At 53.6% G+C, this 26,721-nt stretch carries 27 protein-coding genes; 7 read left to right on the plus strand and 20 right to left on the minus strand.

Annotated features, from left to right (window positions below):
• Positions 1 to 97 precede the first annotated feature (97 nt).
• Positions 98 to 1,456, plus strand: a complete 1,359-nt coding sequence (locus HPY73_07880; GenBank protein QLH75359.1) for an FAD-dependent oxidoreductase — start codon at positions 98 to 100, stop codon at positions 1,454 to 1,456.
• 57 nt (positions 1,457 to 1,513) lie between these two features.
• Positions 1,514 to 3,100, plus strand: a complete 1,587-nt coding sequence (locus HPY73_07885; protein QLH75360.1) for an aldehyde dehydrogenase — start codon at positions 1,514 to 1,516, stop codon at positions 3,098 to 3,100.
• Here HPY73_07885 and HPY73_07890 read toward each other — a convergent pair whose 3' ends face one another.
• The 4 genes from HPY73_07890 to glnA all read right to left on the minus strand — a co-directional run bounded on the left by HPY73_07890 (position 3,101) and on the right by glnA (position 7,563).
• Positions 3,101 to 4,327 carry an NAD(P)/FAD-dependent oxidoreductase gene (locus HPY73_07890; GenBank protein QLH75361.1) on the minus strand — a complete coding sequence of 409 codons (1,227 nt, stop codon included), beginning with the start codon at positions 4,325 to 4,327 and terminating at the stop codon, positions 3,101 to 3,103.
• Complete coding sequence (locus HPY73_07895) at positions 4,317 to 5,372, minus strand: NAD(P)/FAD-dependent oxidoreductase (protein QLH75362.1); 1,056 nt, start codon at positions 5,370 to 5,372, stop codon at positions 4,317 to 4,319. The genes HPY73_07890 and HPY73_07895 overlap by 11 nt, the downstream gene beginning before the upstream one ends.
• Positions 5,359 to 6,024 carry a hypothetical protein gene (locus HPY73_07900; GenBank protein ID QLH75363.1) on the minus strand — a complete coding sequence of 222 codons (666 nt, stop codon included), beginning with the start codon at positions 6,022 to 6,024 and terminating at the stop codon, positions 5,359 to 5,361. Before HPY73_07900 ends, HPY73_07895 begins: the two co-directional genes overlap by 14 nt.
• A 114-nt stretch (positions 6,025 to 6,138) precedes the next feature.
• Positions 6,139 to 7,563 carry a type I glutamate--ammonia ligase gene (glnA, locus tag HPY73_07905; GenBank protein ID QLH75733.1) on the minus strand — a complete coding sequence of 475 codons (1,425 nt, stop codon included), beginning with the start codon at positions 7,561 to 7,563 and terminating at the stop codon, positions 6,139 to 6,141.
• Between the two features lie 444 nt (positions 7,564 to 8,007).
• On the opposite strand from glnA, the gene HPY73_07910 reads away from it, so the two are divergent.
• Positions 8,008 to 9,063: a tyrosine--tRNA ligase gene (locus HPY73_07910; protein ID QLH75364.1), complete on the plus strand. Its 1,056-nt coding sequence runs from the start codon at positions 8,008 to 8,010 to the stop codon at positions 9,061 to 9,063.
• Here HPY73_07910 and HPY73_07915 read toward each other — a convergent pair whose 3' ends face one another.
• The 13 genes from HPY73_07915 to HPY73_07975 form a co-directional block, all read right to left on the minus strand.
• Positions 9,064 to 10,020 carry a DHH family phosphoesterase gene (locus tag HPY73_07915; protein ID QLH75365.1) on the minus strand — a complete coding sequence of 319 codons (957 nt, stop codon included), beginning with the start codon at positions 10,018 to 10,020 and terminating at the stop codon, positions 9,064 to 9,066.
• A 45-nt stretch (positions 10,021 to 10,065) separates the two neighbouring features.
• Complete coding sequence (locus tag HPY73_07920; protein ID QLH75366.1) at positions 10,066 to 10,440, minus strand: prefoldin subunit beta; 375 nt, start codon at positions 10,438 to 10,440, stop codon at positions 10,066 to 10,068.
• Entirely contained in the window at positions 10,433 to 10,675 is a 243-nt protein-coding gene (locus HPY73_07925) for a hypothetical protein (protein QLH75367.1), read from the minus strand. Before HPY73_07925 ends, HPY73_07920 begins: the two co-directional genes overlap by 8 nt.
• Before the next feature lie 6 nt (positions 10,676 to 10,681).
• The gene (locus HPY73_07930) at positions 10,682 to 10,789 is read right to left on the minus strand and encodes a DNA-directed RNA polymerase subunit P (GenBank protein QLH75734.1); all 108 of its coding nucleotides are present in this window, start codon (positions 10,787 to 10,789) and stop codon (positions 10,682 to 10,684) included.
• Between the two features lie 22 nt (positions 10,790 to 10,811).
• Complete coding sequence (locus HPY73_07935) at positions 10,812 to 11,105, minus strand: 50S ribosomal protein L37ae (GenBank protein ID QLH75368.1); 294 nt, start codon at positions 11,103 to 11,105, stop codon at positions 10,812 to 10,814.
• Between the two features lie 5 nt (positions 11,106 to 11,110).
• Positions 11,111 to 11,884 carry an exosome complex protein Rrp42 gene (locus HPY73_07940; GenBank protein ID QLH75369.1) on the minus strand — a complete coding sequence of 258 codons (774 nt, stop codon included), beginning with the start codon at positions 11,882 to 11,884 and terminating at the stop codon, positions 11,111 to 11,113.
• Between the two features lie 5 nt (positions 11,885 to 11,889).
• Entirely contained in the window at positions 11,890 to 12,666 is a 777-nt protein-coding gene (locus HPY73_07945; protein ID QLH75370.1) for an exosome complex exonuclease Rrp41, read from the minus strand.
• Between the two features lie 12 nt (positions 12,667 to 12,678).
• Positions 12,679 to 13,386: an RNA-binding protein gene (locus HPY73_07950; protein ID QLH75371.1), complete on the minus strand. Its 708-nt coding sequence runs from the start codon at positions 13,384 to 13,386 to the stop codon at positions 12,679 to 12,681.
• Between the two features lie 69 nt (positions 13,387 to 13,455).
• Positions 13,456 to 14,151 carry a ribosome assembly factor SBDS gene (locus HPY73_07955; protein QLH75372.1) on the minus strand — a complete coding sequence of 232 codons (696 nt, stop codon included), beginning with the start codon at positions 14,149 to 14,151 and terminating at the stop codon, positions 13,456 to 13,458.
• A gap of 10 nt (positions 14,152 to 14,161) precedes the next feature.
• Complete coding sequence (gene psmA / locus HPY73_07960) at positions 14,162 to 14,881, minus strand: archaeal proteasome endopeptidase complex subunit alpha (GenBank protein ID QLH75373.1); 720 nt, start codon at positions 14,879 to 14,881, stop codon at positions 14,162 to 14,164.
• Positions 14,882 to 14,946: 65 nt separating this feature from the next.
• Complete coding sequence (locus tag HPY73_07965; GenBank protein QLH75374.1) at positions 14,947 to 15,294, minus strand: hypothetical protein; 348 nt, start codon at positions 15,292 to 15,294, stop codon at positions 14,947 to 14,949.
• 10 nt (positions 15,295 to 15,304) lie between these two features.
• Positions 15,305 to 16,330 (minus strand): cell division protein FtsZ, encoded by a 1,026-nt coding sequence (gene ftsZ / locus HPY73_07970; protein QLH75375.1) that lies wholly within the window; start codon positions 16,328 to 16,330, stop codon positions 15,305 to 15,307.
• Positions 16,331 to 16,468: 138 nt separating this feature from the next.
• Complete coding sequence (locus HPY73_07975; GenBank protein QLH75376.1) at positions 16,469 to 17,200, minus strand: hypothetical protein; 732 nt, start codon at positions 17,198 to 17,200, stop codon at positions 16,469 to 16,471.
• 442 nt (positions 17,201 to 17,642) lie between these two features.
• On the opposite strand from HPY73_07975, the gene HPY73_07980 reads away from it, so the two are divergent.
• Genes HPY73_07980 through HPY73_07995 form a run of 4 tightly spaced genes read left to right on the plus strand, consistent with a single transcriptional unit; the run spans position 17,643 to position 23,692 of the window.
• On the plus strand, positions 17,643 to 20,684 hold the full coding sequence (locus HPY73_07980) for a CoB--CoM heterodisulfide reductase iron-sulfur subunit A family protein (GenBank protein ID QLH75377.1): 3,042 nt from the start codon (positions 17,643 to 17,645) through the stop codon (positions 20,682 to 20,684).
• Positions 20,684 to 21,142, plus strand: a complete 459-nt coding sequence (locus tag HPY73_07985; protein ID QLH75378.1) for a hydrogenase iron-sulfur subunit — start codon at positions 20,684 to 20,686, stop codon at positions 21,140 to 21,142. The genes HPY73_07980 and HPY73_07985 overlap by 1 nt, the downstream gene beginning before the upstream one ends.
• Before the next feature lie 15 nt (positions 21,143 to 21,157).
• A complete protein-coding gene (locus tag HPY73_07990) occupies positions 21,158 to 22,177 on the plus strand; it encodes an oxidoreductase (protein ID QLH75379.1) in 1,020 nt (339 codons plus the stop codon).
• A gap of 3 nt (positions 22,178 to 22,180) precedes the next feature.
• Complete coding sequence (locus HPY73_07995; GenBank protein QLH75380.1) at positions 22,181 to 23,692, plus strand: Ni/Fe hydrogenase subunit alpha; 1,512 nt, start codon at positions 22,181 to 22,183, stop codon at positions 23,690 to 23,692.
• Between the two features lie 45 nt (positions 23,693 to 23,737).
• On the opposite strand, the gene HPY73_08000 is transcribed toward HPY73_07995, so the two are convergent.
• Genes HPY73_08000 through HPY73_08010 form a run of 3 tightly spaced genes read right to left on the minus strand, consistent with a single transcriptional unit; the run spans position 23,738 to position 26,640 of the window.
• Positions 23,738 to 24,505: a metallophosphoesterase gene (locus tag HPY73_08000; GenBank protein ID QLH75381.1), complete on the minus strand. Its 768-nt coding sequence runs from the start codon at positions 24,503 to 24,505 to the stop codon at positions 23,738 to 23,740.
• Positions 24,505 to 25,185 (minus strand): metallophosphoesterase family protein, encoded by a 681-nt coding sequence (locus HPY73_08005; protein ID QLH75382.1) that lies wholly within the window; start codon positions 25,183 to 25,185, stop codon positions 24,505 to 24,507. Before HPY73_08005 ends, HPY73_08000 begins: the two co-directional genes overlap by 1 nt.
• 21 nt (positions 25,186 to 25,206) lie before the next feature.
• Entirely contained in the window at positions 25,207 to 26,640 is a 1,434-nt protein-coding gene (locus HPY73_08010) for an NAD(P)H-hydrate dehydratase (protein ID QLH75383.1), read from the minus strand.
• Between the last annotated feature and the right edge of the window lie 81 nt (positions 26,641 to 26,721).

The raw sequence follows: 26,721 nt of genomic DNA on the forward strand, positions 1-26,721 counted from the left end.
GGTTCTATAAAAATACCTGTAGTAATGGTTCGGAGCATCTCCTATCCAAGGAACAGTTTATATTCAGGCTATAGAATCCGCTGGCGAGGTAGCCGAATTGGCCCGCAGGATCATTGTTGTCGGTTCAGGTGCCGCTGGGATGACCGCCGCATCGACGGCCCGCTCAGTCTCGAGAGATGCCATCATCGATGTTTTCACGGAGGACCGGTACATAGCCTATTCGCCTTGCGCCATCCCTTTCGTGATCGAGGGAAAAATAAAAGATTTCGGATCGATCGTGATGCACACACCAGAATGGTATGAGAAGGAACGTGCGATCAAGGTCCACACATCGACCAAGGTGACCTCCGTCGACGTTGATGCCAGGAAATTGACGACATCTAAGGGAGAGGCTTATCAGTTCGACTCTTTGGTCCTTGCCACTGGAGGTACTGTGCTTTTTCCGCCCGTGGAGGGTACGAAGCTTCCTGGCGTTTTCCCGGTAAGATGGATCAGCGATGGCCAGGCGATCCTTGATGCGCTCCCTGGGTCGAGCGACGTCGTCGTCGTTGGTGCTGGCGTCATCGGTCTAGAGATGGCAGTGGCCTTACGGCACAGGGGCAAGAACGTCACCGTGGTGGAGATGTTCGATCAGGTCGTCCCGAGGATCATCGATCAGGACATGGCCAAAGAGGTCCAGTCTCATTGCGAGTCGTTGGGAATAAGGTTCATGTTGGGCACACCTCTTGGATCGATCTCAGGAAATGGGAAGGTCGAGAAGGTCATTGTCAGTGGGAGGGAGATCCCATGTGACATGGTCATCATGGCCACAGGGGTCAGGGCCAATCTTGAACTACCGAACATGATCGGTCTGGACATAGGAGCTTTGGGTGCGGTCCGTGTCAGCCCGACATTGCAGCCCTACAGGAAGGGGAGGTTGTTGAAGGATGTCTATCTTGCAGGCGACGTCGTCATGTGCGAGTCCTCGGTGGCACCAGGCCCGACGATGAGCCAGTTAGGTTCCTCGGCGTTAAGGCAAGGTCGCGTTGCAGGGATCAACGCCGCAGGCGGGTATGCAACACATCCAGGTGTATCGAGCCCGTTCATAAGTCTCATAGGCGAAATCCAAATAGGAGGAGCAGGGCTATCAAAGGGACTGGCCGATTATTATGGCATAAGGACGGTCGAGGGAAAGGCCTCCGGCCTGACAAGGGCCAGATATTACCCAGGAGGGAAGCCTTTGACCGTCAAGGTCCTGGCCGACGTCTCTACCCACAGGTTGGTAGGGGCCCAGGTCATCGCGGGAGAAGAAGTCAATGGAAGGATCAATTGGCTCTCCGCGGTCATCAACAAGCGTACGACCGTCGAGGAGTTCCTCAACGAGATGGAGAACGCCTACTGCCCTCCGACCTCGATGGTCCGCGATACGGTGTTCGACGCCATCGAGGACGTGGCGCGCAAGCTAGTCCCCCAATAAGGTCCGTCGGCAGGATTCAATTATCATGATGCGATTCACGATGCCGTGACCGGTACAATGGATGATAGGAAGGAGAGGGTAAACGGTAAGATCAGGGTAACGAACCCTGCGACCCTTGAGAAGTTCGCCGAGGTCGAATGCACGCCGCCTGAGAGCGTGGCCGATATCGTCAAGGAGGCGAGAGAGGCACAAAAGGCCTGGATGGAGCTTACTGTCCACGAAAGAAGGAGGGTCCTCGTCCAGGTCCAGGAATCAGTCCTCGAAAGGAAGGAGGAGATTGTCCGTACCATCAACGGCGAGACAGGGAAGCCACGATTGGAGGCCATAGCAACCGATATAATGGCCGGGCTCAGCGTCGGGGATTATTGCGTCGACGTCATGGAATCCAAATTCAAGGAAAGTAAAGTGGACTATGGCCGACTAGGTACGACCTTCAGGCTCCTCGGGAGGCGTTCATACATCTCCCCTAGGCCACTGGGGGTCATAGGAATAATCGCTCCTTGGAACTATCCGTTCGGTATTCCCTATTCCCAGGCGATCATGGCGGTCGCGGCAGGTAACGCGGTGGTAATGAAACCCTCGAGCTACACACCCATGACAGCCCTCCTCGTAAAAGAGATCTTCGAGTCTGCTGGAGCCCCCAGAGGCCTTATTAATATAATATGCGGCCCTGGGTCGACCGTGGGGGAGGCATTGGTCACCTCTGGTGTTGATCGGATCATATTCACAGGCAGCACGGAAACGGGGAGGGAGGTCATGGCCACCGCCTCGATGACATTGACCCCGGTGACCCTGGAGCTTGGAGGAAAGGACCCTATGGTGGTCCTGCCTGATGCAGACCTCGAAAGAGCGGTCCGGGGTGCCGTATGGGGCTCCTTCGTTAACGCAGGGCAGACGTGTGCCTGCGTCAAGCGCATATATGTGCACGATAGCGTGGTCCAGAGGTTCACCTCCATGATGGTCGAGAGGGTCAGGAGGCTCAAGATAGGGGATGGCCTTGATGACCCTGATGTCTCGATAGGGCCGCTCATCTCAGCACAGGCGGTCGAGGAGATGGAGAGGGTCGTCGCGAGGGCGCTCGAGGAAGGTGCCGAGCTGTTGACCGGGGGAAAAAGGCCACATGGGCTGAAGGGGCATTTTTTCGAACCTACCATCTTTGGGAGCGTCTCTCAAGAGATGGAGATCTGCAGAAAGGAGATATTCGGGCCGATAGTTGTAATATTATCCTTTAAGGACGAAGAGGAAGCGATCAACAAGGCATGGGACAATCCCATGGCGCTCACGGCGTCGGTCTGGACCTCCGACCTTTCAAAGGGAAAGGACCTGGCCAAGAGGATGCCAGGAGGAACGGTCATGGTAAATAATTCTGTCTATACGTACGGTCTCGGGGCGACGCCCTGGGGAGGAAGTAAGGACAGCGGGTTCGGGAGAACGCACGGCGATCTTGGTTTCCAAGAGCTAATGGAACATCAGCACATCCACATCGACGATGGAAGGTATCCACAGGACCTCTGGTGGTCGCCATATGATAAAGAGCGCCTGGAAGGGATCGATAAAATGCTGGACGGGCTGTTCGAAGGAAGGTCCGCTCGACCGGTCATCAGATTGGCCGGCCTTCTGAAGCTCATGAAGAGACGGGACTGATCATATCGCCCTTTTGATCTTTATCGGCCTTCCAGACGATCCGATCCTCTCACGTGCCAAGGTCAACATCTCCTCCTCGTCCGGGACAGATGAGAGGAGGACCATATCATCCTCATTTACGAGCTCGTTCATAATAAGGCCCGAGATAAGAGATCTCTGTACCTCGGTAAGCTCGGGGAGAGACCAGATCACCACCAGGGCATCCCTGAGGTCCGTACCGAGCTCCATCTCCGCCTGGACCGCCCTACGCACCTCAATGTCATAATCAGCGAGATCATAGTTGGCATCCAAAATTTTTTTGGCCGCACATCTTCCGGCGACAGAGCCACAGATGTAGGATGGGATGATCCCCTCACCGACGAATGCCAATGTCTGGCCTGCTGCATCACCTGCATAAAGCACATTGCCCTTGAAGGGGCCTCCTTTGAATCCTGGGACCGGAGCATCCCCAGCCTTGACCTCGAGGACCTTGTCAGGGTCAAAATATTGCGAGACGATCGGATGATCATTGATCCAGTCAGAGAGAAAATCCCTTCGGGAGGCGGACCTTCCCACAAGGCCCAGCCCGACGTTGGCCCTGTAAGGTCCCTTGGGGATGATCCATCCATATCCAAGACCTATCTCTGGCTCGATGAATATCTGCATACAGGGAGGCAGTTTCCTCTTTGAGACCATCTCGAACTCGATACCTTTGGCCAGACCATCACCCTCGAACCCCTCGACACCTTGGACCTTGGCAACGGTCGAATGAACGCCATCAGCAGCTATGACCACCTTCGGTCTGATTGATACATCCTTCCCCCGATGTCTCACCAAAGCGCTGATCAGATCGTCACCATCGAGCTCTGCCGATATCAACCTGCAGTCCGCCTGTACAGAGGCCCCTGCGCGTGCCGCCTCCATTGCCAGGTACTTATCGAAGACCTTCCTCTCTACCGTCATGCTTTCCCAATATGGGGAGGCATTGTCGATGGTCCAGCTCCGAGATATCACGAACCTTGTGAAACCCTGCCTTGCACAGACCAGGGAACGAGGTATCTTTAGGTCGGACATCTTCAGCAGAGAAAGCCCTACGACCTCGCCGCACTGTACTGGTGTGCCTATCTCCTTCTTCCTGTCGATGACCAGGGTCCTTGCCCCCCTCTCTGCCGATGCTTTGCCTGCGGACGACCCTGCTGGTCCGGCCCCGACAACCAGCACATCGCAGCCCAATATGTCACCAGCCATATCTCATCGACCTCTCAAACGAACGGTACAATGGCAATAATCGAGGATCCTTAACGACCGCCGAGGCGGCCCTTATCTTGGAGAACCCCTCCCTGAAGGGGCGCACGGCCTTGGCCATTTCACGATTGTCCATCTTGCATATCAAGTCATACCCCTTCTTGAAGACAGGGTCTGCGTACGGGGATGAGCACCATCTGCTGTGATACGACATGATATCATCATTCGCTATCGCCTCGGCCGCCATCCATCCAGCTGTCAGTGCCATCCTTACCCCTCCGAACGTGATGGGATTGACCTGGCCTGCCGCATCCCCCACGAGGCATACATTGTTGCCCACGATGGTCCTCACCTGTCCGACCGGTATCGCCCTTCTATGGACCTCGACATGACCATCAGGCGCAGGCTCGGTCCCTTTGGGAAATCCTATCCTTGTCCGGTCTCCATTCGGGAACGACCAGCGATAACCCCCGCCGTATTTCGCATCATAGAAGAACTCGATCTTGTCATCCTCGGTCCTTTGGTCCAGGACATACTGTTCCGTCCAGATCAGATCGATGCCTTGACCGAACACTTTCTCCCTGACGATGGAACGAGCGCCGTCCGCTGCGATCACATGGTCCGAGGTCATGAATGTGTGGTCAGAGACCCTCATCCTGACCTTGGGGCCAGTGGCATCTATCTCCTCCAACGCACCGTGGACCACCTCGCCACCGAGGTCAAGGAACTCCTTCCTCATGCTCATCAGCAGTTTAGGCCGGTCGATGATGAAGCCGTCGATGGCCGTCTCAATATCGATCCCTTCAGGCCAATGCTCGACGGCCTTTGTTATCGTGTTCATGATGAACGGCTCGTAATCGATATCAATGAGGTCAAGCCCAGCACGGGATATCCCCTCACCGCACATCCTATGGTATCGAGGGAACTTATCATCGTCCAGCCTTTCGACGAGGACGACCCTCATGTCCCTTCTCTCCCTTCTCAAGGTCAGGGCCGCCATCATCCCGCCTGGCCCTCCGCCTATGACGACCACCTCAGGCCTTGGCATCTCCACACCCCTTCCAGACCGAATATCGATGGACGAATGAATAGCCCATATCGAAACCAAGGAACGCGAAGAAATAAAGGTAAGATGAAAGGACGGAGACAGCACATAAGGCCAGGATGACAACTTTTAAGACCACTCTTTCTCTCATGATGAGGCCGAGGACGTCTTTTCTCTCAGCCACATCTGCATGATCATTGACGAGCTCGTCCGCGAATGCGGCGATGAAGACCAATAGTATCCCCAGATAGCTGATATTCCCTGGGTTGACGATCAGGGATATGACCGATGCCCCGAAAGCAATTCCGAACCCAAGTTTGAACGCAGCATTGTCATACTTGGCCGCGACCAATAGGGCCAGAAGAAGCCCGATGAAGATAGTGGCCGAGTCCGGGTCGAAATAGATCAGACCCCCCATCCACATCCCACAAGGGACTGAAAGCACATTTGACAGCTTTCTGCTGAAGCATCCGGAATCGTACGACTCATCTCCGTATTTGATGAGCATTCCAAGGGAAATGAATGAGAATGGGATAAGGATCACATGGTGCAGGTGAACCTCATCTGCTATGATCGAATATGTCCATGCCATGATGCCACAGGAAAGTGTGGCCAGACCATATGCGACCATAGGGAAAAAACCGTCACCTTTCATCCTCAGTCCTTCGGCGCATTCGTTCAGAGCGCGTCCCTACAACGACCGACCCATTCTTAAAAGATAGGAAAAGGTTTGGGGGGGGGGGAAATGGTGTTTCTTCCCAATGCATCCTCAGCAATCGAAGTACAAGTAGAACTCCCATGGATGCGGTCTTAGCCTTATGGCATCGTTCTCTTTGTGCCTCTTATAGTCCACCCATGTCTCGATGAGGTCCTTTGTGAACACCCCGCCTTGCAGGAGGAAATCATGGTCAGACTCAAGGGCCTCGAGCGACTTTTCCAAGCTCCCTGGTACCTGTTTTATCTTTGCAGCTTCTTCACGTGAGAGTTCAAAAAGGTCCATGTCGTGGGGTTCTCCTGGATGGATCTTTCTTTTAATGCCGTCCAATCCTGCCATGAGCATAGCGGCGAAGGCCAGATATGGATTGCTGGTGCAGTCTGGTGGTCTATATTCAATCCTCTTCGCCTTCGGGTTTTTGCTATAGACCGGGATGCGTATCGCCGCGGAGCGGTTCCTCTGAGAGTAGACCAGATTGACAGGCGCCTCATATCCAGGAACAAGCCTTCTGTATGAGTTCGTGGATGGGGAGGTCAGCGCCAGCAATGCTGGGGAGTGCTCAAGGAGGCCACCGATGTAGTACATGGCGGTCTCGCTGAGGAGGGCGTATCCCTTCTCATCGTAGAACACATTCTTTCCATTTTTCGACAAAGATTGGTGCACATGCATGCCTGTGCCGTTATCTCCATAGAGGGGCTTTGGCATGAACGTAACCGTCTTCCCGAACTCATGCGCCGTGTTCTTAATGATGTATTTGTAAAGCATCGCTTTATCGGCCTGCCTGGTGAGCGGTCCGAACCTCATCCCGATCTCGCACTGTCCAGCTGTGGCGACCTCGTGGTGATGGACCTCGCACTCTATCCCACAGTTCTCCATCCTCATGACGCATTCCGACCTGAAGTCCTGCAAGGTATCGACAGGAGGGGCAGGAAAGTAACCTTCTTTGTTGCGTGGCCTATGGCCCAGGTTCACCGTTCCATTTCTTCCTGAGTTCCAGATCCCCTCCTCGGAATCGATGTAATAATAGCCAGAGTTCTGGTTCTGATCGAAACTTATCGAGTCGAACACGAAGAACTCCAATTCCGGTCCGAAGTATGATGTATCTGCTATTCCCGTGGCCTTTAGATATTCTTCCGCTTTTTGCGCCACATATCTGGGGTCCCTCTCAAAACGGCCCTTGGTGACCGGATCGGCAACATCGCACATCATTGAGAGCGTCGGGACCTTGCAGACAGGGTCGATTATCGCAGTGTCCGGATCTGGCATGAGCAGCATGTCACTTTCGTTGATATGGGCGAAACCACGGATGCTCGAGCCATCGAATCCATGACCATCCCCGAATTTTTCCCGGTCCAGCTTTTTCACTGGAATGGATACATGCTGTAACGTTCCGGGAAGATCGACGAACTTGAAGTCGACCATTTTAACATCTTTGGCCATCTTCATGACGCTCTCTATCTTATCTTCGAACTTCTCCATGCTCTTCACTTCTGCCATCTCGTTCCTCACTCTCATGCGGTCTATATCATCCAACGTGTGCTCATTGCGGTAACAGGGCGATTTCTGCGCTCTCCTTTTAGATCACTGACATTCAGTACCGCTCCGAGATTGACGTAGGATCCGCAAAATGCCATAGATAAATCTACAATATAACTTTTATTTATTAGTCATTTATCTCATTAAAAATTAAAAATATATACAAATGTATAGCAAATAGAAAGAATATGTCGATTCACCCTTGTATAACCTGGAGCCATGTCAGACCTTGAAGGAGAGGGGTTCAGTGATGAGCAAAATGTAATGTATAGACATTCTATCTGTGACCTCGTATGACCTCAAGGCACATTTCGTATAGTATTCTGTCACGTGAGCCGCTCCCGGACAACCGCTAAATAACACGGCGCTCATTCAGCCTCGATCGATATGGACCTGGAGGACAGATTCCAACTAGTCGCAAGGAACGCCGAGGAAATTGTGACGCCCGAGGACCTTCGCCATCTTTTGGCGACGAAGGAAAGGCCTGTTGGTTATATCGGATTCGAACCTTCCGGTCTGGTGCACATAGGTTGGATGGTATGCTCGCAAAAGGTCAAGAACATGATCGATGCGAACTTCGATATGATCATATTCCTTGCTGATTGGCATGCATACCTGAATGACAAATTAGGAGGGGACATCAACAACATCAGGACCTGCGCGGAGTACATGAAAGACTGTTTCGAGGCGCTAGGGGTACCTAGGGACAAAGTACGGTTCAAGTTAGCTTCTGAGATAATGGACATCACATATTGGGAGAAGGTAATGAAGATAGGCAAGGTCTCCAGCCTCACCAGGGTCAAGAGGGCCCTCACCATAATGGGAAGGAACGAGGACGAAGCGGAGATGGACTCCTCGAAAACTCTCTATCCCCTTATGCAGGCAGCGGACATTTTCCAGATGGATGTGGACGTCGCATATGCTGGCATGGACCAGAGGAAGGCCCACATGTTGGCGAGGGAGGCTGCCGACCGTCTTAGATGGAAAAAAGCGGTCGCATTGCATACGCCTCTTATAGCTGGTCTTAAGGGAGGGAATAGGATGGACCCTTTGGCAGCCAAGATGTCAAAGAGCGACCCGGACAGTGGTATCCTGATCCATGACACCCCTGAGGAGATTCGAAGAAAGATCTCAAAGGCATTTTGCCCTCCAGAGGTCGAAGGAAACCCGGTGCTGCAAATAGCAAAGTTCATTTTATTTGAAAGGGTCGATAAGATCGCCATCAGGCGTCCAGAGAAATTTGGAGGGGATGTTGAGTTCACCGAATATGCCGACCTTGAGGCAGCATACCTCTCGGGCAAGGTCCATCCGATGGACCTTAAGAACAATGTCGCTGAGGCATTGGCCGACACCCTGGCCCCCGTCAGAGATTATTTTGCGAGAAAGCCCGAGAACTATGAGAAGGTCAAAGAGATTGTTGCTGGGCTCAAGGCCCTACGATGATCATTTTTCTTTTTTGACCAGAGACCTGAGGAAATCCATCGATCTGGCCATACATATGTTGGAGATGGCCTCGGCGTCACCAATGCCCGTGAGGCCCGCCGCTCCAGGATGACCTCCGCCCTCTGCTATGACCTCTTTTCCAATATCTTCTAGCATCCTTCCAAGATGGAGCCCCGCCCTGACCATCTCCTGTCTTGCCCTCGCGCTCAGGCGGAAGGACTCATCCCTTTGCGAGACCACAAATGTGATGTCCGCACCAATGGAGAGGAGCCCTTTGCATACCGAGCTCTCGAACGAAGACCCCAGAGAGACGGCCACGATATAATCTCCAACGCGTTCGAACCTGAGCCTCTGTGCCCCTTTGAGCATGGCGATCCGTTCGGAAACATCGGATTCAAGGTCGGTCAGGTCATAGACCTGGTCCATCTGGATCCCCGTCTCTTCAAGAATCATCGCGAAATACGATAGAAGTCCTGGTGTCGCAAAGCGGAAGTGACCACTGTCGGTCATCATGCCGGCCAGCAGCCCGAGACCAGCATCCTTCCCCAACTTTGAGCCTGATTCACGTATCAGGTCATATACAAGTTCGGCACAGCTCCTCCTCGTCTCATCACAGAAATAGTGGCACGAACCCCACTTGTCCGATCTCGCATGATGGTCGATGACGATCCAATCTCCATCATGCGAGTTCATCGCCCCGAGCTGCTCAGGAGAGCTGGTGTCGACGACGATTATGGTATCGTAGTGATCGACATCCGCCTTTGAGAGCGGTTCATATCCAAAGTTCTTTGAAATGACCTTAGAAACCCTGTCCAGGCCATTTGGGGCACATATATCGACGTCAGGGAACGTCCTCATTATCGCATAGGCCGATCCAAAGGCATCCGGGTCCGCATTGCCATGAATAAGGATCAGCTTCCTTCCTGTCCGGAACCTTTCAAGAACGGATTCGAACATCTGGCCTCATGAAAACAAGGAAAAGGCGTTTGAGAGGTCTCGCCTTCAGTTCTCTTCCTCTCCCGCCGCGCCAGGTCCCTGGCCGAGGGCCTTGGAGATCTGGTCCTGCATGAGCTGGTATTTCTCACGGAACATCTTTTCCTGGCGGTCCAGGGTCTTGACCCTTACCTCAGTGGTCTCCCTGTCGTCCTCTATCTCCTTGAGAAGGGCGTCTTTGTCTTTCACAGCTATCATCAGGGACCCTATGCTCTTATAGACAGGCGTCTCACTGCCTATCTTTTTGAGCTCCTCGATGGTCATCTCCAGCTCCTTCAACTGTGCCTCCATCCTGAATTTCTGCTGGAGGACGCCTTGGAGCTGCTGTTGCAATTGCTGGAACTGTGCGATCTGATTCTGTAGTTTAGGGCTCATTTCATCCATGTGTCTCACCTATGGTCTTGCTCATGTTCTCCGCGATGACCATCCACCTAAGATAGGAGTTCAACGCTGCTCTCATGGCCGATACGTCGGTGGCCTCAACACGGAGCACCACTGCTCCACCCTCCCTCTCCGCATGTACCTTGGTCCTTGGTATCTCGCGGCCTGCTTCTGGGGTCAGGGATGCAAGTATGGTGTCTGCAAAGGGGGTCTCCACCTTGAGCACGGCCCTGAGCATCGCAGCTCATCTTCCCCTTATGACCTTCTTTACGTTCGGCCTCTCCTTATAGAAGATCTTGCTGCCGCAATTCTCGCATTGCATACCGACAGCATTGACATTATTGGAGCGGATGGGCTTGTTGCAACTTCCGCACTTATAGGTCGTCCTTCACCCCTCCCTTGGTGGTCTCCTTATCATTCACCTCAAGCTCCTTGGAGGTGATGCTCTTTATGGTCGGCGCATAGGAGCCCGCAGCGAACTTGGTATCGCAATGTCTACACTCCCAGATCCCAGAGGCCTTCCGTTTCACAGAGGAGTGGTGACAGGTCGGGCACTCGAATTTCGACCTTTCTATCTTCTCGATGTCCCTTGTGAGCTTGCGGACCACCACGCCGTATCTGGCGCCCATTCTTCCGGCGCTTCCCATTTTCTCTGTACCTTTTGCCATCGTAATCACCCTAGCAATTGTCTGATGTCCTTGCTCAATCTCTGCGCATTCTCAATGACGTTCTTGACCTGGTCGATCGTGAGAGCGCCCTTAAGGCCCTTCTGCATGGCCCTGAGGTCTCCGTTCTCGTCAGTGGTCACGGTCAGGCGAGCAGCGGCCACTTTTTCTTCGTCGAGAGTCGGATCGAATAATATAGAGTTTTCTATCTGCACGGCCGTGCACGAGACCGGGAGGGATCGCAAAGGCATCATGAAGTCCTCACCTTTGCCATTCGCCTTGGCGGGGACCTTTGCCGTCTTCAAGGCCGCGACCGCTCCCAAGAAGCATGCGTCGAAGAGGTTACCATCATAGTCTAATACATAGATATCGACGAAGTTCATCCAGACCTCTTTTCCTGGTTCGATGCATAGTTTCTCAAGGTCGATCATCTGGCTTTCTCTGATCCCCCTATCCACGACACGCGCCAGCTCGATCGAGTTCTCGTCCGGCGGCCCTGCCTCGAAGGAAGGCGAGGCCATGGGTATGAGCTCAGCATTCGTGGAGAGCACGCCTTTGTTAGGGGTGTCCTCGAACGGTGTTCCGATCAACATCTTCACACCGACAAGGACATCAGTGTTGCCCAGGTGGACCCTGGCACTGCCCTCTGCAGACTCAACGTAGTTCGTCTCGATCGTGATAGGCCTGAACTCGTCCCAGGCACGACCGTCCACACGTTTACCCTTCGAAAGGAGCTTGTGGATGTGGTCTCTTTTTATCTCTGATACTACTGCACGCGCCATGTTCCTCAGGCCTCCTGGTCAGGACCGGCGACGGCCTGTTCCTGCTGGTCAGGCTCTGACGCCTCTACAATATACCTGCGGCGCAGAGCGTCTTTCTGAAGTTCGTATATCTCCTTGCATGCTTTAGTGCCCAGTTCCAAGGCATAGTTGAACTCATCATAAGTCATGTGACCGTCCATCTGCATGAGCACGATCTCCCCTGTTCTGGGGATCATTGCTATCGGAAGGTCTGCCTGGCCAAAGTTGTCCTCCTCTTTGTTGAGGTCGAGCACTATCTGGTCGTTGACCTTGCCCACGGCTATAGCTGGTACCAGGTCCTTCATCGGTATACCCGCGTCCGCAAGTGCCACCGAAGCTGCCGTCAGACCTGCGCATCTCGTTCCAGCGTTCGCCTGCAAGACCTCGATGAAGACATCGATCGAGGTGCGGGGATAGTTCTCGGTGAAGACGACATGCTCCATCGCCTCGGATATTATCTTGGATATCTCAACAGACCTCCTGTCAGGCCCTGGGCGCTTCCTATCGTCCACTGAGAAGGATATCATGTTGTATTTCACCTGTACGATCGCCTTCGCCGGGTTCTGCATGTGCCTAGGGTGACACTCCCTCGGTCCGTAGACCGCAGCAAGAACTTTGTTCTTACCTATCTCTACATATGCAGAGCCATCCGCGTTCTTCAGGACACCTGCCTCTATCTTGATAGGCCTCAGTTCGTCGGCCCTTCTGCCGTCGATCCTGATCCCGTTCTCATCGATCAATTTGACATTGCTGTTTCCACCCATATCGATCACCGTTCAATCGGACCCTTCATCGACCGTCGTCTTCTTCGTGACGGATTCCAGATATTCCTTGACCTTCTCAGTGAGGTGGGCCATCTGTGCCCCCTCCTCGATCATCTTGATGGCCCTTATCGCGACCATCATGTTCTCGATATCACCGTCGAGCCAGATCCTGCCATTTTGCCCAATGAAGATCCTACAGGCAGTATAGTTCTTGATGATCTGGATCATCGAACCGCCCTTGCCGATGACCCTGGGCACCTTGCTGTGGGATATCTCTATGACCTGACCTCCCTGCAATTTCCGAAGGCCCTGCTCCTTCATGGTCACCTGGACCCTTTTTGTCTCATCGACCATCAGGACCTTTGCCATGATCGTGTCCCCTACCCCTAGGAACCTTGATGTGTCACCGAACTCGACCTTCCAAGGGACCTCAGTGACATGCAAGGGTGCGGGATAAGGTGAATTGATATCGATAAGCCAGTTCGAAGGTCCTATATCCTCTACCTTTCCGATGACCGTGTCACCAGGGCTGGGTATGTACCTCCCGCCTAGCGGTATGACATTGACGAAATTCGATTTGACGCTCTTGATGCCCAGCTGCGCGGCGAAGACCTTCCCCTCCTCCATATATGCGCCACTTCCAGGCTTCAACCTTCCGGTGTCCAATAGATCCCCTGGTAGAACTACCTCGCGCGACACCACGACGTTCTCTTTGCTCATAAAGTTGCTCAACTCCATTCTTATTGTTTAAGCTGTTTTGTCACATTCGTTTCTTACTTGCGACCTTTATCATTTCAATTGTTTGAACTCGGCATTACCATGTGTCTTACGGTTGATGTGATCGAAGAAATCATCTCTCATTCCGGCAGGCATCTCCACAATACCGATCCAACTTCCGTTCTTTTGCCACTCGTCCTTTATGATCTTACCGAAGTGCGTGATCTCCTCGTAGCACTTACCATAATCGTCCGCTGACAGCTTTACTGCTATCCTTATCTTCTCGAACCTGATCGGGATGATCGGGCGCAGCTTGTCGAGGACATGGTTCACCTGCATATCGACCGGCTTGAAGGGATCGATATGGACCTTGGCCTCTTCCATGGCCATCTCAATGCGTTGCGGCGTATGAGGTCCGCCCGTCTGAGGGTTGATAGCGTTCCTGGCGATCTCAGATATAACACGCCTTCTTTTTGCCTCCAGCATCTCTTTCCGCTGTTGTGCGGTTAATTGCACCTCTCCTTTGAGGATTATCTGCTTGGCGATCTCCACAGTATCAGTGGTCCCAAATACCTCCTTGAGCTTGTCCTCGGACGCCCTTGTACCTTTATGTGCGTTCTTGAAGATCTCATCTATGACCATGTAATCGAACAGGTCGGCCTCTTTGCCCTCTTTGAGCAAATTGACCACCTTTGGGTCTATCAGGACCTCGAAGGACTCACCATGAGACTCGAGGCGGGCCACGATCGCATCTTCAATATCGACCATCTGGACCCCATCAGGCGCTTGCCTGCTTGATGTAGGCCTCCACCTCTTGTTCTGAAAGGCGGCGGAAGCTCTCTCCCCTCTTCACGAGTCCGATCTCTACGGCCTTTGGGTTGAGGTTCTCCTCCTCGGTAGCCTTTTTGAGCGCCCTGAGACCAAGGACTATCGCGGCATCTTGGGACATCCCTTCCTCGTATGCCTCCTCGAAAACCTCCATCACGGCGTTCCTTCCTGCGCCGATGCTGCCGGCCTTATACGAGACAAGTGCACCACTGGGGTCGGTCTCGAAGAGATGCTCTCCAAGATCATCTACCCCTGCCACAAGGAGCGCCGTCCCGAATGGCCTCACTCCACCATACTGGGTATAGTTCTGCTTATAATCGCAGATCCTCTTCACAAGGTCTTCAACACCAACATTCTCATCGTACGTGATCTTGTTTATCTGCGCGATAACCCTTGCTTGGTCCACAAGGATCCTGGCATCCGCCACAAGCCCTGAGGTTGCGCATCCGATGTGGTGGTCGATCTGAAAGATCTTCTCGATGGACTTCGGTTCCATAAGCCTGCTGGCGATCCTTTTATCAACGATCAATACCACCCCATCCTTGAACTTCAGTCCAACGGTCGTGGTGCCTCTCTTGACCGCTTCGCGGGCATATTCAACCTGGAACAACCTTCCATCTGGCGAAAAAACGGTGATGGCCCTATCGTAGGCCATTTGTCCTGGCTGCATCTAATCACTCCTTGCTCTGATCGGACCACCTAAGAAACGAGGCAATATATATTTATTGGCCAACCTTATAGATCGCCTTGCATATGCTGGCCATCTCTAGCCTCGCTTTCCTTCTGCCCGGTGCTCTTGAAATATCGGTTCCTCAGAGCGCGCAAAGTCCCCGAGGTCCTTATCGACCTGAAATGTTCGGACCCTTGATGGTCGATGATCCTTTTTAATTCAGGGAGGTCAGTGAGGGAAGATCGGACGATGCCCGCCCTTCCATCAAATTGTATCAACCTTATTGACCTGAGGCCTGCCCTTTCACAGGGCGTGATCAGGGTGCGAAGGAGGTCCTCATAAGGCACATACTTTCCAGCGACGGTAACGAAGTAAACATATCTTCGTCTCCCTCTTTTGGCCTTTACGGTCATATGGGCGCTCTCATCTTGTTCTAGGCTGTTGCCTTGACGGCTCCGTCTTTGGTGCAAGAGCTCCTGAGCGGACCCCGGTTATGACCACGAGCACTCGGACCCGTCCTGTGGCCTCTGGCTCCACGCTGCAACCCCAAATGATCCTGGCACGGGGGTTCACCTTTTCGCTGACGAGCTCTGCCGCCCTCTCGGCCTCCGCCACTGTCATGTCGGGTCCGCCGACGACCCTTACCAATGCTCCCTTGGCCTCGTGAAGGTCGACCTCTCCCAGCAGTGGCGAGGACATGGCCTCTCCGACCGCCTTATCGATCCTCTCATCGTCTGAATCGCTCTCTCCTAGCCCGATCATCGCAAGGCCAGCGTTCTTGGTTATGGTCATGATATCATTGAAATCCACATTGACGAGACCAGGCTTTGTGAGGACCTCGGTGATGCCCTTGATAGATTGCATCAACACCTCGTCAGCTACTTTGAACGCGGCCTCGATGGGCAACTTTGGGACTATCTCGAGCAATCTCTCGTTCTGGATCACAATGACAGTGTCACAATGCTCTTGAAGCCGTGATAATCCTTTCATGGCGTTCTCCATCCGGAGCTTTCCTTCCGCCTTGAAAGGTAAGGTGACCACTCCGATGACCAATGCCCCATATCGCCTTGCCATTTCCGCAACGACCGGTGCTGACCCGGTCCCTGTGCCCCCGCCCATCCCGGCGGTGACGAATACGATATTGGCCCCTTCAATGAACCTTCTGAGCTCAGGTTCTGACTCCTCGGCCGCCCTCTGACCAACCTCTGGGATCGCACCTGCACCGAGCCCCTTGGTCGTCCCTTTTCCCAATAGTATCTTATTGGGCGCCTGTATCGATAAAAGATGCCTCGCGTCGCTGTTGCAGGCAACGATCGTCGCACCGGTCACTCCAGCCTGTGTAATTCTTCTTATTGTGTTCGAGCCACCTCCCCCACACCCGATGATCGATATCCTGATCCTGAGTGATTGGACAAGCTTCAATAGCTCCTCATCATCCTCGCTCAGCATCTGTGGCCCTGTACTAGCAGACTTGGCTAATTCGCTCTCGATGTCACGGTCTTCAAATTGGTTCAAGTGCACCCATCCCGAGTTCTATATTTATATACAAATATATATCGATTGTTATCTGGGGTCGATAAAAATCAATCATCTAGGTCCTCGTTCGACAACATTTATCTCAACCCCACACTTCGGGCACATCATATCATCCTGACCCAATTCCTCCCCGCAGTTCGGACAGATGTCACCGATGAAGGTGCCACATACACATGCCCCCTCCAGAGCATCGAACCTCCTTCCACATTCCGGGCAGGTGACGATCTCGCAATCACGGAACCTTTCTCCACATCCTAGACAGACCATGTCATTCAATCCCACCCTTCCCCCACAATCAGGGCAGAGAAATGAATCGTTGTCCTTGACAAATATCGCCCCGCATCTACATTCAAGGTCTAGATAGCTTACCGCCTCTCCGCAAGACGGGCACTCAAGGTTCCTAATATCTGGTGCCATTGAAGGATCGCCATTGACCTTTGTAATGGAGGAGACATCGGTCTCGCTCCATCTCCGGTCGCATATTGGACAGAATCCCGTGCGCACGAGACATGCCACATGATAGGTCTCTCCGCACTCGCATTTTGCATATTGCAGGCCGACCTTGATAAAGCCCATGCACATGGTGCACTTCAGGTTCCTTACCTTAGGACCTATGACCTTGACCTCCGGACGCGACCTTGTTGATATCCGGCGCCTTTTTCTCTTATCATCTCCAGGAAATGAACGTATCCTATCAAAGGCGCCCTTCAAGGCCCTCTTGAGAATATTGGAGACCCCTTCTGAGCCTCTACCTCTCCTGCCCACATTTCCAATCATTACCAACACATATCCTCATATGTTGTATGCAGAGCCGGGAGGTCTTACCACCCGATCACACAATTATAAATTACTATCAAATTATCGGTTGGTATACATCTCATCGTAGGGATACAGTAAGTTTTTCTTCAGGATTGACAAAGTAAAAAACCGAAACTGATTTAAATAGAATGTAATAACGAACATTCGTATGATTGATTCATCAATCGGCCTGATGAATTTCAAAACGTTGAAATACGCTCTGCGGCATGATGGGAAAAACACCCTGCTATATGGTAGCACATATAACGGAACGATGTTTCGTAATGAAAGATACAGGGTGGAAAATCAGGGGAGAAATTGCACGGACCGTGCAGACGCATCAATAGCAACCCAGTTCTCGGGGAAAGTTGTGCGTCCATAACATAAAGGTGAACAAAATATTTGATGAAAGGTAGGAGGAGCACGAATGTCGGAAAATACTGGTTCCGTTCTGGTGGTAGGAGGAGGCATTGGAGGGGTTCAGACAGCACTAGACCTGGCTGAATCCGGGTTCAAGGTCTACCTCGCCGAGAGAAAGCCAAGCATCGGTGGCGTGATGGCACAGCTGGATAAGACGTTCCCCACGAACGATTGTTCGATGTGCATTTTGTCCCCGAAGCTTGTAGAAGCTGCAAGGCATCCGATGATCACGATGATGACCCTCACCGAGGTCGTGGGTGTCGAGGGCGAAGCCCCGAACTTCACGGTCACCTTGAAGAAGCACCCAAGGTATGTCCGTGAGGACCGCTGTGTCGGCTGCGGGCTTTGTGCAGAGAAATGCCCTTCGAAGGCGCCGAGCGAGTATGAAGTGGGAATGGTCCAAAGGAAGGCGATATTTGTCCCATATGCTCAAGCCGTACCGATGAAGTACTCCATCGACGCTTCAAAGTGCCTCTGGCTCACGAAGCAGAGGTGCGGCAACTGTAAGAAGGTCTGCCCGGCCGACGCCGTAGATTACGAGCAGAAGGAGGTCATTGAGAAGATCAATGTGGGCTCGATCGTCCTGGCACCCGGGTTCGATGCCTTCGACCCGCGCGTCAAGCGCGAGTATGGATATGGAGATTTCAAGAATGTCGTGACCTCGCTCGAGTTCGAAAGGATATTGAGCGCTACCGGTCCATATGCGGGGCACGTCGTGAGGCCGACCGACCACAAGACGCCCAAGAAGGTCGCCTTCATCCAGTGTGTCGGGTCTCGTGACGAGAAGGTCGGAAACCCATATTGTTCCTCCGTCTGCTGCATGTATGCCATGAAGCAGGCCATCATCGCCAAGGAGCACACTGCGGGCTTTGAACCTCACATTTTCTTCATGGACATCAGAGCCTTCGGCAAGGAGTTCGAGGACTACCGGGCCAGGGCCGAGAAGGAATACGGTATCAAGATGTATCGTGGTACCCGGGTGGCATCGATCGATGAGGACCCTGAGACAAAGAACCTTTTCCTCAGGTACAGCGTAGGGGACGATGTGTCTGAGCAGGAGTTCGACATGGTCGTATTGTCAGTAGGACTTGAGCCGACAAAATCCGCGAAGGAGCTCGCCGACCGCCTTGGTATCAAGTTGAACCCGTATGGATTCTGCAACACCACAATATACAACCCGTTGGAGACCAACAGGCCTGGTATATACGTGACGGGCGCCTTCAGCTCCCCCAAGGACATCCCGACCACCGTCGCTGAAGCGTCTGGTGCAGCGGCAAAGGCCGGTAGGCACGTCTTTGACAACAGGATCAGCATTGACCAGGTCGTCAAGGAAACCCCAGAGACCGATGTTAGAGGTCAGGAGCCTAGGATCGGGGTGTTCGTCTGCGACTGTGGCATCAACATCCGCGCAACGGTAGATGTTCCTTCCGTCGTGGAGTATGTCAAGACCCTGCCGAACGTTGTTTACGCTGAGGAGAACAAGTACACATGTTCCGCAGACTCGCAGGAGCTCATAAAGAAGAAGATCAAGGAGCACAACCTCAACAGGGTGGTTGTCGCTTCCTGCACCCCGCGTACACATGAGGCGCTGTTCCAGAGCACTATAAAAGAGGCCGGTCTGAACCAGTTCCTCTTCGAGATGGCCAACATCCGTGACCAGTGCTCTTGGATCCACATGCATGAGCCCGAGAAGGCCACCGCCAAGGCCAAGGACCTGGTCCGGATGGCCGTTGCCAAGTCGAGGTTCCTCGAGCCTCTCACTAAGAGCAAGCTTGGGGTTACTCACTCGGCAGTCGTTGTCGGAGGTGGACTGGCAGGTATGACCGCCGCACTTGACATAGCGGCCCAGAACTTCCATGTCGACCTAATCGAGAGGTCCGACAAGCTCGGAGGAAAGCTCGCCAACCTCTACACCGCAGAGGGCGGGATGAGCCCGCACAAGTACATGGGCGAGCTGATCGAGAAGGTAAAGGCCAACGACAACATCAAGATATACATGAACTCGCACGTCGAGGATGTCTCAGGCTTTGTGGGCAACTATAAGGTCAAGGTCAAGACACCTGAGGGACAGAAGGAGCTGGATACCGGAGCGATAATCATCGCGACGGGCGGTCAGGAGTATGTGCCAAAGGAATACATGTACGGTCAGGACAAGCGTGTGTTGACCCAGAACGAGCTTGAGGACAAACTGTACCATGGCCACTTCAAAGGCAAGAAGGTCGCAATGATCCAGTGCGTCGGTTCAAGGAACAAGGAGGTCCCGTACTGCAGCCGCGTGTGCTGTTCCAAGGCGCTAAAGAACGCCATAGAGATCAAGAAGAAACATCCCGAGACCGAGGTGTACATCTTCCACAAGGACATCCGAAGCTATGGGTTCCGCGAGCTCCTTTACAAGGAGGCTGGAGAGCTTGGTGTCAAGTTCATCAGGTTCCCTGAGGACAAGGACCCTGTCCTGTCGAAGGATGGGGACGTCCTGAAGCTCGTCGCCCATGACCAGGTGCTCGGAGGAGAGGTAATGGTCAAGCCCGACCTCGTCGTGCTCAGCACCGGGACAAGGCCGAACCCTGACAACGAGGAGCTTGCCAAGATGGTAAAAGTACCTCTGTCGAAGGACGGATACTTCCTTGAGGCGCATATGAAGCTGCGCCCCGTCGATTTCGCCACCAACGGTGTCTATCTGGCAGGGATCGCTCACTGGCCGAAATTCATAGATGAGACGATAGCTCAGGCATCGGGCGCGGCCGCCAGGGCCATCACTGTGATATCCAAGGAGTTCTTGGAGACCCAGGGTATCATAGCGGCGGTCAACGACATGATCTGTGACGGGTGCGGCGTCTGCGAACCGGTATGCGAGTACCGCGCGATCACCATCGTGGGCTCGGACCCGAGAGACCCAGCGAAGCTAAAGGCCGTCATAAACGAAGGCCTTTGCATGGGCTGCGGGACCTGCGTGGCAGCATGTCCATCTGGAGCATTGGAGCAGAAAGGCTTCAAGACCGCCCAGATCCTTGCTCAGATCGACTCGGCCCTTGAAGGGGGTGCTAAGTGATGTCCACCCAACAGACCGCACATGCTGAACCGAAGGCCACCGGTACTGAAGAATGGGAGCCGAAGCTGATCGTCTTCTGCTGCAACTGGTGCTCTTATGCTGGCGCCGACCTTGCCGGGGTCAGCAGACTGCAGATGCCCACGAACTTCCGTGTCATAAGGACCATGTGCTCTGCGCGTGTCGACCCTGAGTTCGTCCTGCGCGCCTTCGCGAATGGAGCGGATGGCGTATTGGTTCTAGGATGCCACCCGGCGGACTGCCACTATATAGGGGGAAATTACCGTACCCGCAGGAGGATAGCGCTGCTACGTGTCCTCTTGGAACAGTATGGTTTCAACCCCGACAGGCTGAAGCTGGAATGGGTCTCTGCCTCTGAGGGGGCGAAGTTCCAGAAGACCATCAAAGAGTTCGACGAGACGATCAGGGAGCTCGGACCGAACCCGATCAACGAGGAGTAAGCAAGAGGTGGATACATGACAAACAAAATCACATTGGCCCACTACTGGGGAGCCGGTTGCGGGGGATGCGACGTCGCCCTCCTGGACATCGACGAGAAGATCCTTGGTGTCGCCGAGATCGCGGACATCGTGTTCTGGCCGATCGCGGTCGATGGCAAGGTCAAGGACATTGAGGCCATGCCCGACAAGTCCATCACCTGTACGCTTTTCAACGGGGCGGTCAGGAACAGCGAGAACGAGCATATGGCCAAGCTGCTCCGGCAGAAGTCCTTATTGATGGTCTCCTTCGGGTCCTGCGCCTGTTACGGCGGAGTTCCCGGTCTTGGCAACCTGACCAACAGGAAGGAGATATTGGAATATGTGTACACACAGCTCCCGACCTCTGATAACGTAGAGAAGGTGTTCCCACAGGTCGAGACGCACACCAAGGACGGAGAGCTCGAGCTGCCAGTGCTCTATGACACGGTCATGACCCTTGACCAGGTCGTGGACGTAGACTACTACATGCCCGGATGCCCACCTACCACCAACCTTATCAACGAGTTCCTGGGCATCGTGGAGAAGCACGTCAAGGAAGGTGCACCTCTTCCCCCGAAGGGAGCGGTCATCGCGTCACAGAAGACCCTATGCGACGAGTGCAAGAGGAAAAAGAGCGTCAAGAGGATCGAGCGCATCTACATGCCGCATGAGATACCGATCGATCCAGAGAAGTGCATGCTCGAACAAGGGATCATCTGCCTCGGCTCTTCCACCAGGGCAGGTTGCGGGGCAAAGTGCCTGGAAGGCAACCAGCCGTGCCGTGGATGCATGGGGCCGACCGCCGAGGTCCTGGACCAGGGCGGAAGCATGCTTTCTGCCTTGGCCTCAGTATATAAGGTAGATGAGAAGGAGGCCCTCCTCACTGAAGAGGACATCGCGGCGCTGATGTCGCAGGTAAAGGACCCCATGGGGACCTTCTACTGCTATACGATGCCGAAGTCGATCATAAAGAAGAGGGTCGTCGAGAAGAAGAAACCGGTCAAGAAGGAGGCATAAGAAATGGCCCCGATACTCAGCGACGAGAAGACCAAGAGCACATCCAAGCGTATCACGATCGACCCGATCACCCGCTTGGAAGGACATGGTAAGATAGAGATATTCCTGGATGACACTGGTAACGTGGCGAACGCCTATTGGCAGGTGCCTGAGCTTCGAGGTTTCGAACGCTTCTGCATCGGAAGGTCGGTCGAGGACCTGAACAAGATCACCTCACGCCTTTGTGGTGTCTGTCCTGGAGCGCACCATCTGTGCTCCACCAAGGCCTTGGATGGCGTATACAACGCAGAGCCGCCAGAGACGGCGAAGAAGCTCCGTGAGCTGTTCTACGCCGCACACTATGTGCACAGCCACATCGCGCACTTCTACGCCCTGGCTGCGGCCGACTTCGTGCTAGGACCGGCCGCGCCTGCCGCGCAGAGGAACATCCTGGGCGTTGTCGGAGCGGTCGGCGTTCCAGTTGGAGCAGAGGTCATCAAGCACCGCTCGTACGCACAGAAGGTCCAAGAGATCATCGGCGGCAAGGCGACACACCCCGTCTGCGGTCTGCCCGGTGGGATGGCCAAGGCGATCTCCGAGGATGAGCGGAAGAAGATCGAGGCCATGGCAAAGTCCTGCGTCGAGTTCGCAAAGTTCACACAGCAGATATTCGCTGATGTTGTCCTGAAGAACAAAGACTACATGGACATCGTGCTCAACAAGGACATCTTCTACCAGGAGACCTACAACCTAGGGACCGTCGACAAGAACGGGAAGGTCAACTTCTACGATGGCCAGCAGGTCATGATCGACCAGGACGGGAACGAGGTCGCAAGGTACACTGGGAAGCAATACCTTGACAACATCTCCGAGCATGTGCTCCCGTGGTCGTATGAGAAGTTCTGTTACTTCAAGAAGGTCGGTTGGAAGGGGCTCAAGGACGGAAAGGACTCGGGCATCTACCGAGCGACCCCATTGTCCAGGCTGAATGTTGCGAAGGGATTCACCACCCCGCTCGCGCAGGCCGAGTACGAGAAGTACAAGGGAACGTTCCGCGACCTGGGCGTAAAAGGACCGATACACTATACAATGGCGATGCACTGGGCCCGTGTGATCGAGCTATTGTATGCGGCAGAGCATATGCTTGAGCTTGCCCAGGACAAGGAGATCACCGACACCAACATCCGAGCAAAGCTTGACACCCCCGGAGAGGGTGTGGGCATACTCGAGGCCCCCCGTGGGACCTTGACGCACCACTATAAGGCGGATGAGAACGGCATCACGACCTTCGTCAACCTGGTGGTCGGTACAACGAACAACAACGCCCCGATCAACCTGGACGTCGCGAAGGCGGCGAAGGCTCTGATCAAGAACTGGGAAGTGTCCCCCGGCCTGTTGAACATGGTCGAAATGGCATACCGTGCCTACGACCCGTGCAACTCCTGTGCGACGCATACCCTGCCCGGTCAGATGCCGATGAGGGCCGTCATCAGGCGCGAGGATGGATCAGTGTATAAGGTGCTCCAGAACTACTGAAACCCCTTCCCTTAAATTTCTTATTTTTCTTCATAGTTATTTCTGTTAATTCTTGAAATGCCTTCTGCGCTCGACCCGCATCTGGCCCACCAGACCGAGATATACGCCGTCCAAAAGGTAAACCTTGGCATTGTCCATATCGATCAGGTCGTTGGAGAACAAGGGGCCCAGCATCTTCGGTCTCTCAAAGTTCACCGGTGACCCCCTCAAGCTGAGGTTCATCGAGGGTAACATTATGACCTCCTCAGGCACCCTTGGGTATCTTTCCGTCCTCGCAACTTTGAAAGGTGCACGCACCCAGCACCTTTCGATGGTGTTGGTTTTCAGCCCATCCTCGAACATGACCGCGGGATGGTTGTGGGCCATTATCAGGACCTTGCTGTACATCACCTCTACTGATGGCCACGTATGTCCATGGACAAAACCGACACCCTCTAATACGCAACCAGAGGGAGGATGAACGATGACGCCATCTGGTAGCATATCCTCGATGTCGGTGTCATGATTTCCCTTTACTATCTCAACGCTGTTGTAGCTCCGGAGCAATGAACGGAAGAATCTAGGGATCTCCCTGTGCTCCTGCCTGGAGGAACCTGGTACCATGTGCTTCACATCGCCGATGAGCATCAATGTGTCATGTCCCGGGGCATTAAGGAGCAGCTCTTTTTCCATCTTTGCGGTCTGGCTGGGGACATGTACCCCGTTGGTGCTCATCTCATGTTCCAGACCGATGTGAAGGTCTCCCGCACACAATACCTTCCTTTCTCCAAGCACCTCTAAGAGAGGCCTCTCAGCTATCGGGACTATATCCATCAGAGGCCCCTCCACAGTCTTCTTGCCAACTCTATTGGGAGCCCTTCTGAGGTAACAGCCCTTTCCACCTCGGAGATATCATAATCAACACGACGGATGTCGAACGACTGTGTGATGGTGTCATATACCATGAAACTGGCCCTCGGGTCTCCATCCCGGGGCTGACCGACCGAACCTGGGTTCACGACAAATCCTCTTCCAACCTTCACGATATAAGGCACATGGGTATGCCCTAGGACGAGCAAGCTTGAACCGGGGCAAGCTTCTAAAAGTTCGTCAGAGACGTCATTCTCGTAGACGTATTCATCTTCATCAAATGGGGAACCATGATGAATGCTGGCCCTTACCGTGCCCAGAGGAACATCGAGACCGTTCTTCAGGCAATGAAGATAACGTACAGAGCCTATGTCCAGATGCTCTGAGGTCCATCTGACCCCGATCGATGCCATGAAGTTCATCCTGCCAACGCTTGCGTTCAGGACCGAGCGGTCGTGGTTTCCTTTGATGCTGATGACCTTCCTCTCACTGAGGAGCTCTATCGTTTCGTTCGGAAAGGGATAGTAACCGACCACATCACCCGCGTTCACTATCGTTCCTATTCCTAATCGGTCGATCTCCTCGATAACAGCCCTCAATGCCACGACATTGGCGTGTACATCCGATATGAACGCAATGCGCACGTCAACAAATCTGGGGCGCCCCTAGATGAAATTATCTAAGGAGCGCCTTAGGACCTTTGGTACGGCGTCGAAAAGGTCGGTGGCGACCAGCCCATAGCTCCTCTCCTCAAAGACCATGTCACCCGCGGCCCCGCATATGAAAGCCGCCATCCTTGCAGCATGGTAGGGCGACGTCCCTTTTGCGAGAAGCCCTGCGCATATACCTGCCAGCACATCCCCAGTCCCACCAACGCTCATGCCTGGATTCCCCGTCCTGTTAAACTTTATATCAACGCCATCTGAGACGATGTCCACAGGCCCCTTCAGCAGAACGGTCATGCCGGTCCTCTTTGCCAAGTCCTTTGCCTGTCCGCTTCTTCCATCCAGATCCTGCTTGACCACCTCTCCGGTGAGCTTCTGCAGTTCCCCCCCATGAGGGGTTAGGATACCTTTCTTACCATTCAATGCCTCTAAATGACCTGACAGGGCGGCGAAGGCGTCAGCATCAATGACCATGGGCACGTCACACGTCCTGATATATTCTCTAATGGCCTCGAACGTTTGAGGCTCTCTGCCCAGTCCTGAACCGATAAGCACAGCATCGACATCCCTGCTGTACGACCTCAACCTCGACAGGTCGCCGGTGTCCACTATAGATCCAAGGAGCGGCCTTACAATTATGTTCGGAGAATACGAGGATATGATATGGCTCACGCTCGAGGGAGCCGCAACGTAAACAAGGTCCACCCCTATTCTCAGCGCGCCCATCGCAGCTAAAAATGGAGCACCAGTATAGGGCCCACCTCCTATGACCAATACCCTTCCATTCTCCCCCTTGTGCGAACCTGGGGATGGTATGGGATAATATGCGAAATCACCTGGCCCGCAATGAGTGAGAGCCTCCTCTGGGATACCGATATCGCTTATTATCACTTTACCGGAATTCTTCTCGGTCATACCCTCCTTTATATCATGGAAGGTGACCGTGATCTTCGGTCTGACCGCAGTGGGGGTGCCCAATCCAGAAGGGACATCCACTGAGACAACAGGCACCTTTGAGACATTGACCGCTTTGATGATCTCCAAAAAAGGCTCCTTCAGGTCACCTTTTTTCCCCGTGCCGAGCAGGGCATCGACGATCAGATTGTACGAACGTAGGTCTTGACGTTTCCAGATCTTCGAGATCTCTTGCACCTTCTCATAGTTGGCCCATGCCGCCGGTCCCTTGATCGAATCAGGGGACTTCGCCAATATCACATCAACGTCATTCTTTTCACGAAGGTATCTTGCCGCAACGAAACCATCTCCACCGTTGTTCCCACATCCACATAGGACGGCGATCCTTTTTCCATTGCCAAACTCTTTCTCGATCACATTAGCGACCGAATATCCAGCATTCTCCATGAGGTTCTCGACAGGTACCCCCAGGTGTTCAGAATTTGCATCCAGGACAGCAACCTCTCTCCAGGTCAGCATATATGACCTAACTGCTCTCCAGGGAATAATATTTACCTGTGCCAACATTTTTAATAATTGGACCAGCATTTAAAGCCGGGT

This window comes from Methanomassiliicoccales archaeon, from assembly GCA_013415865.1.
Taxonomy (GTDB): Archaea; Thermoplasmatota; Thermoplasmata; order Methanomassiliicoccales; family UBA472; genus MVRC01.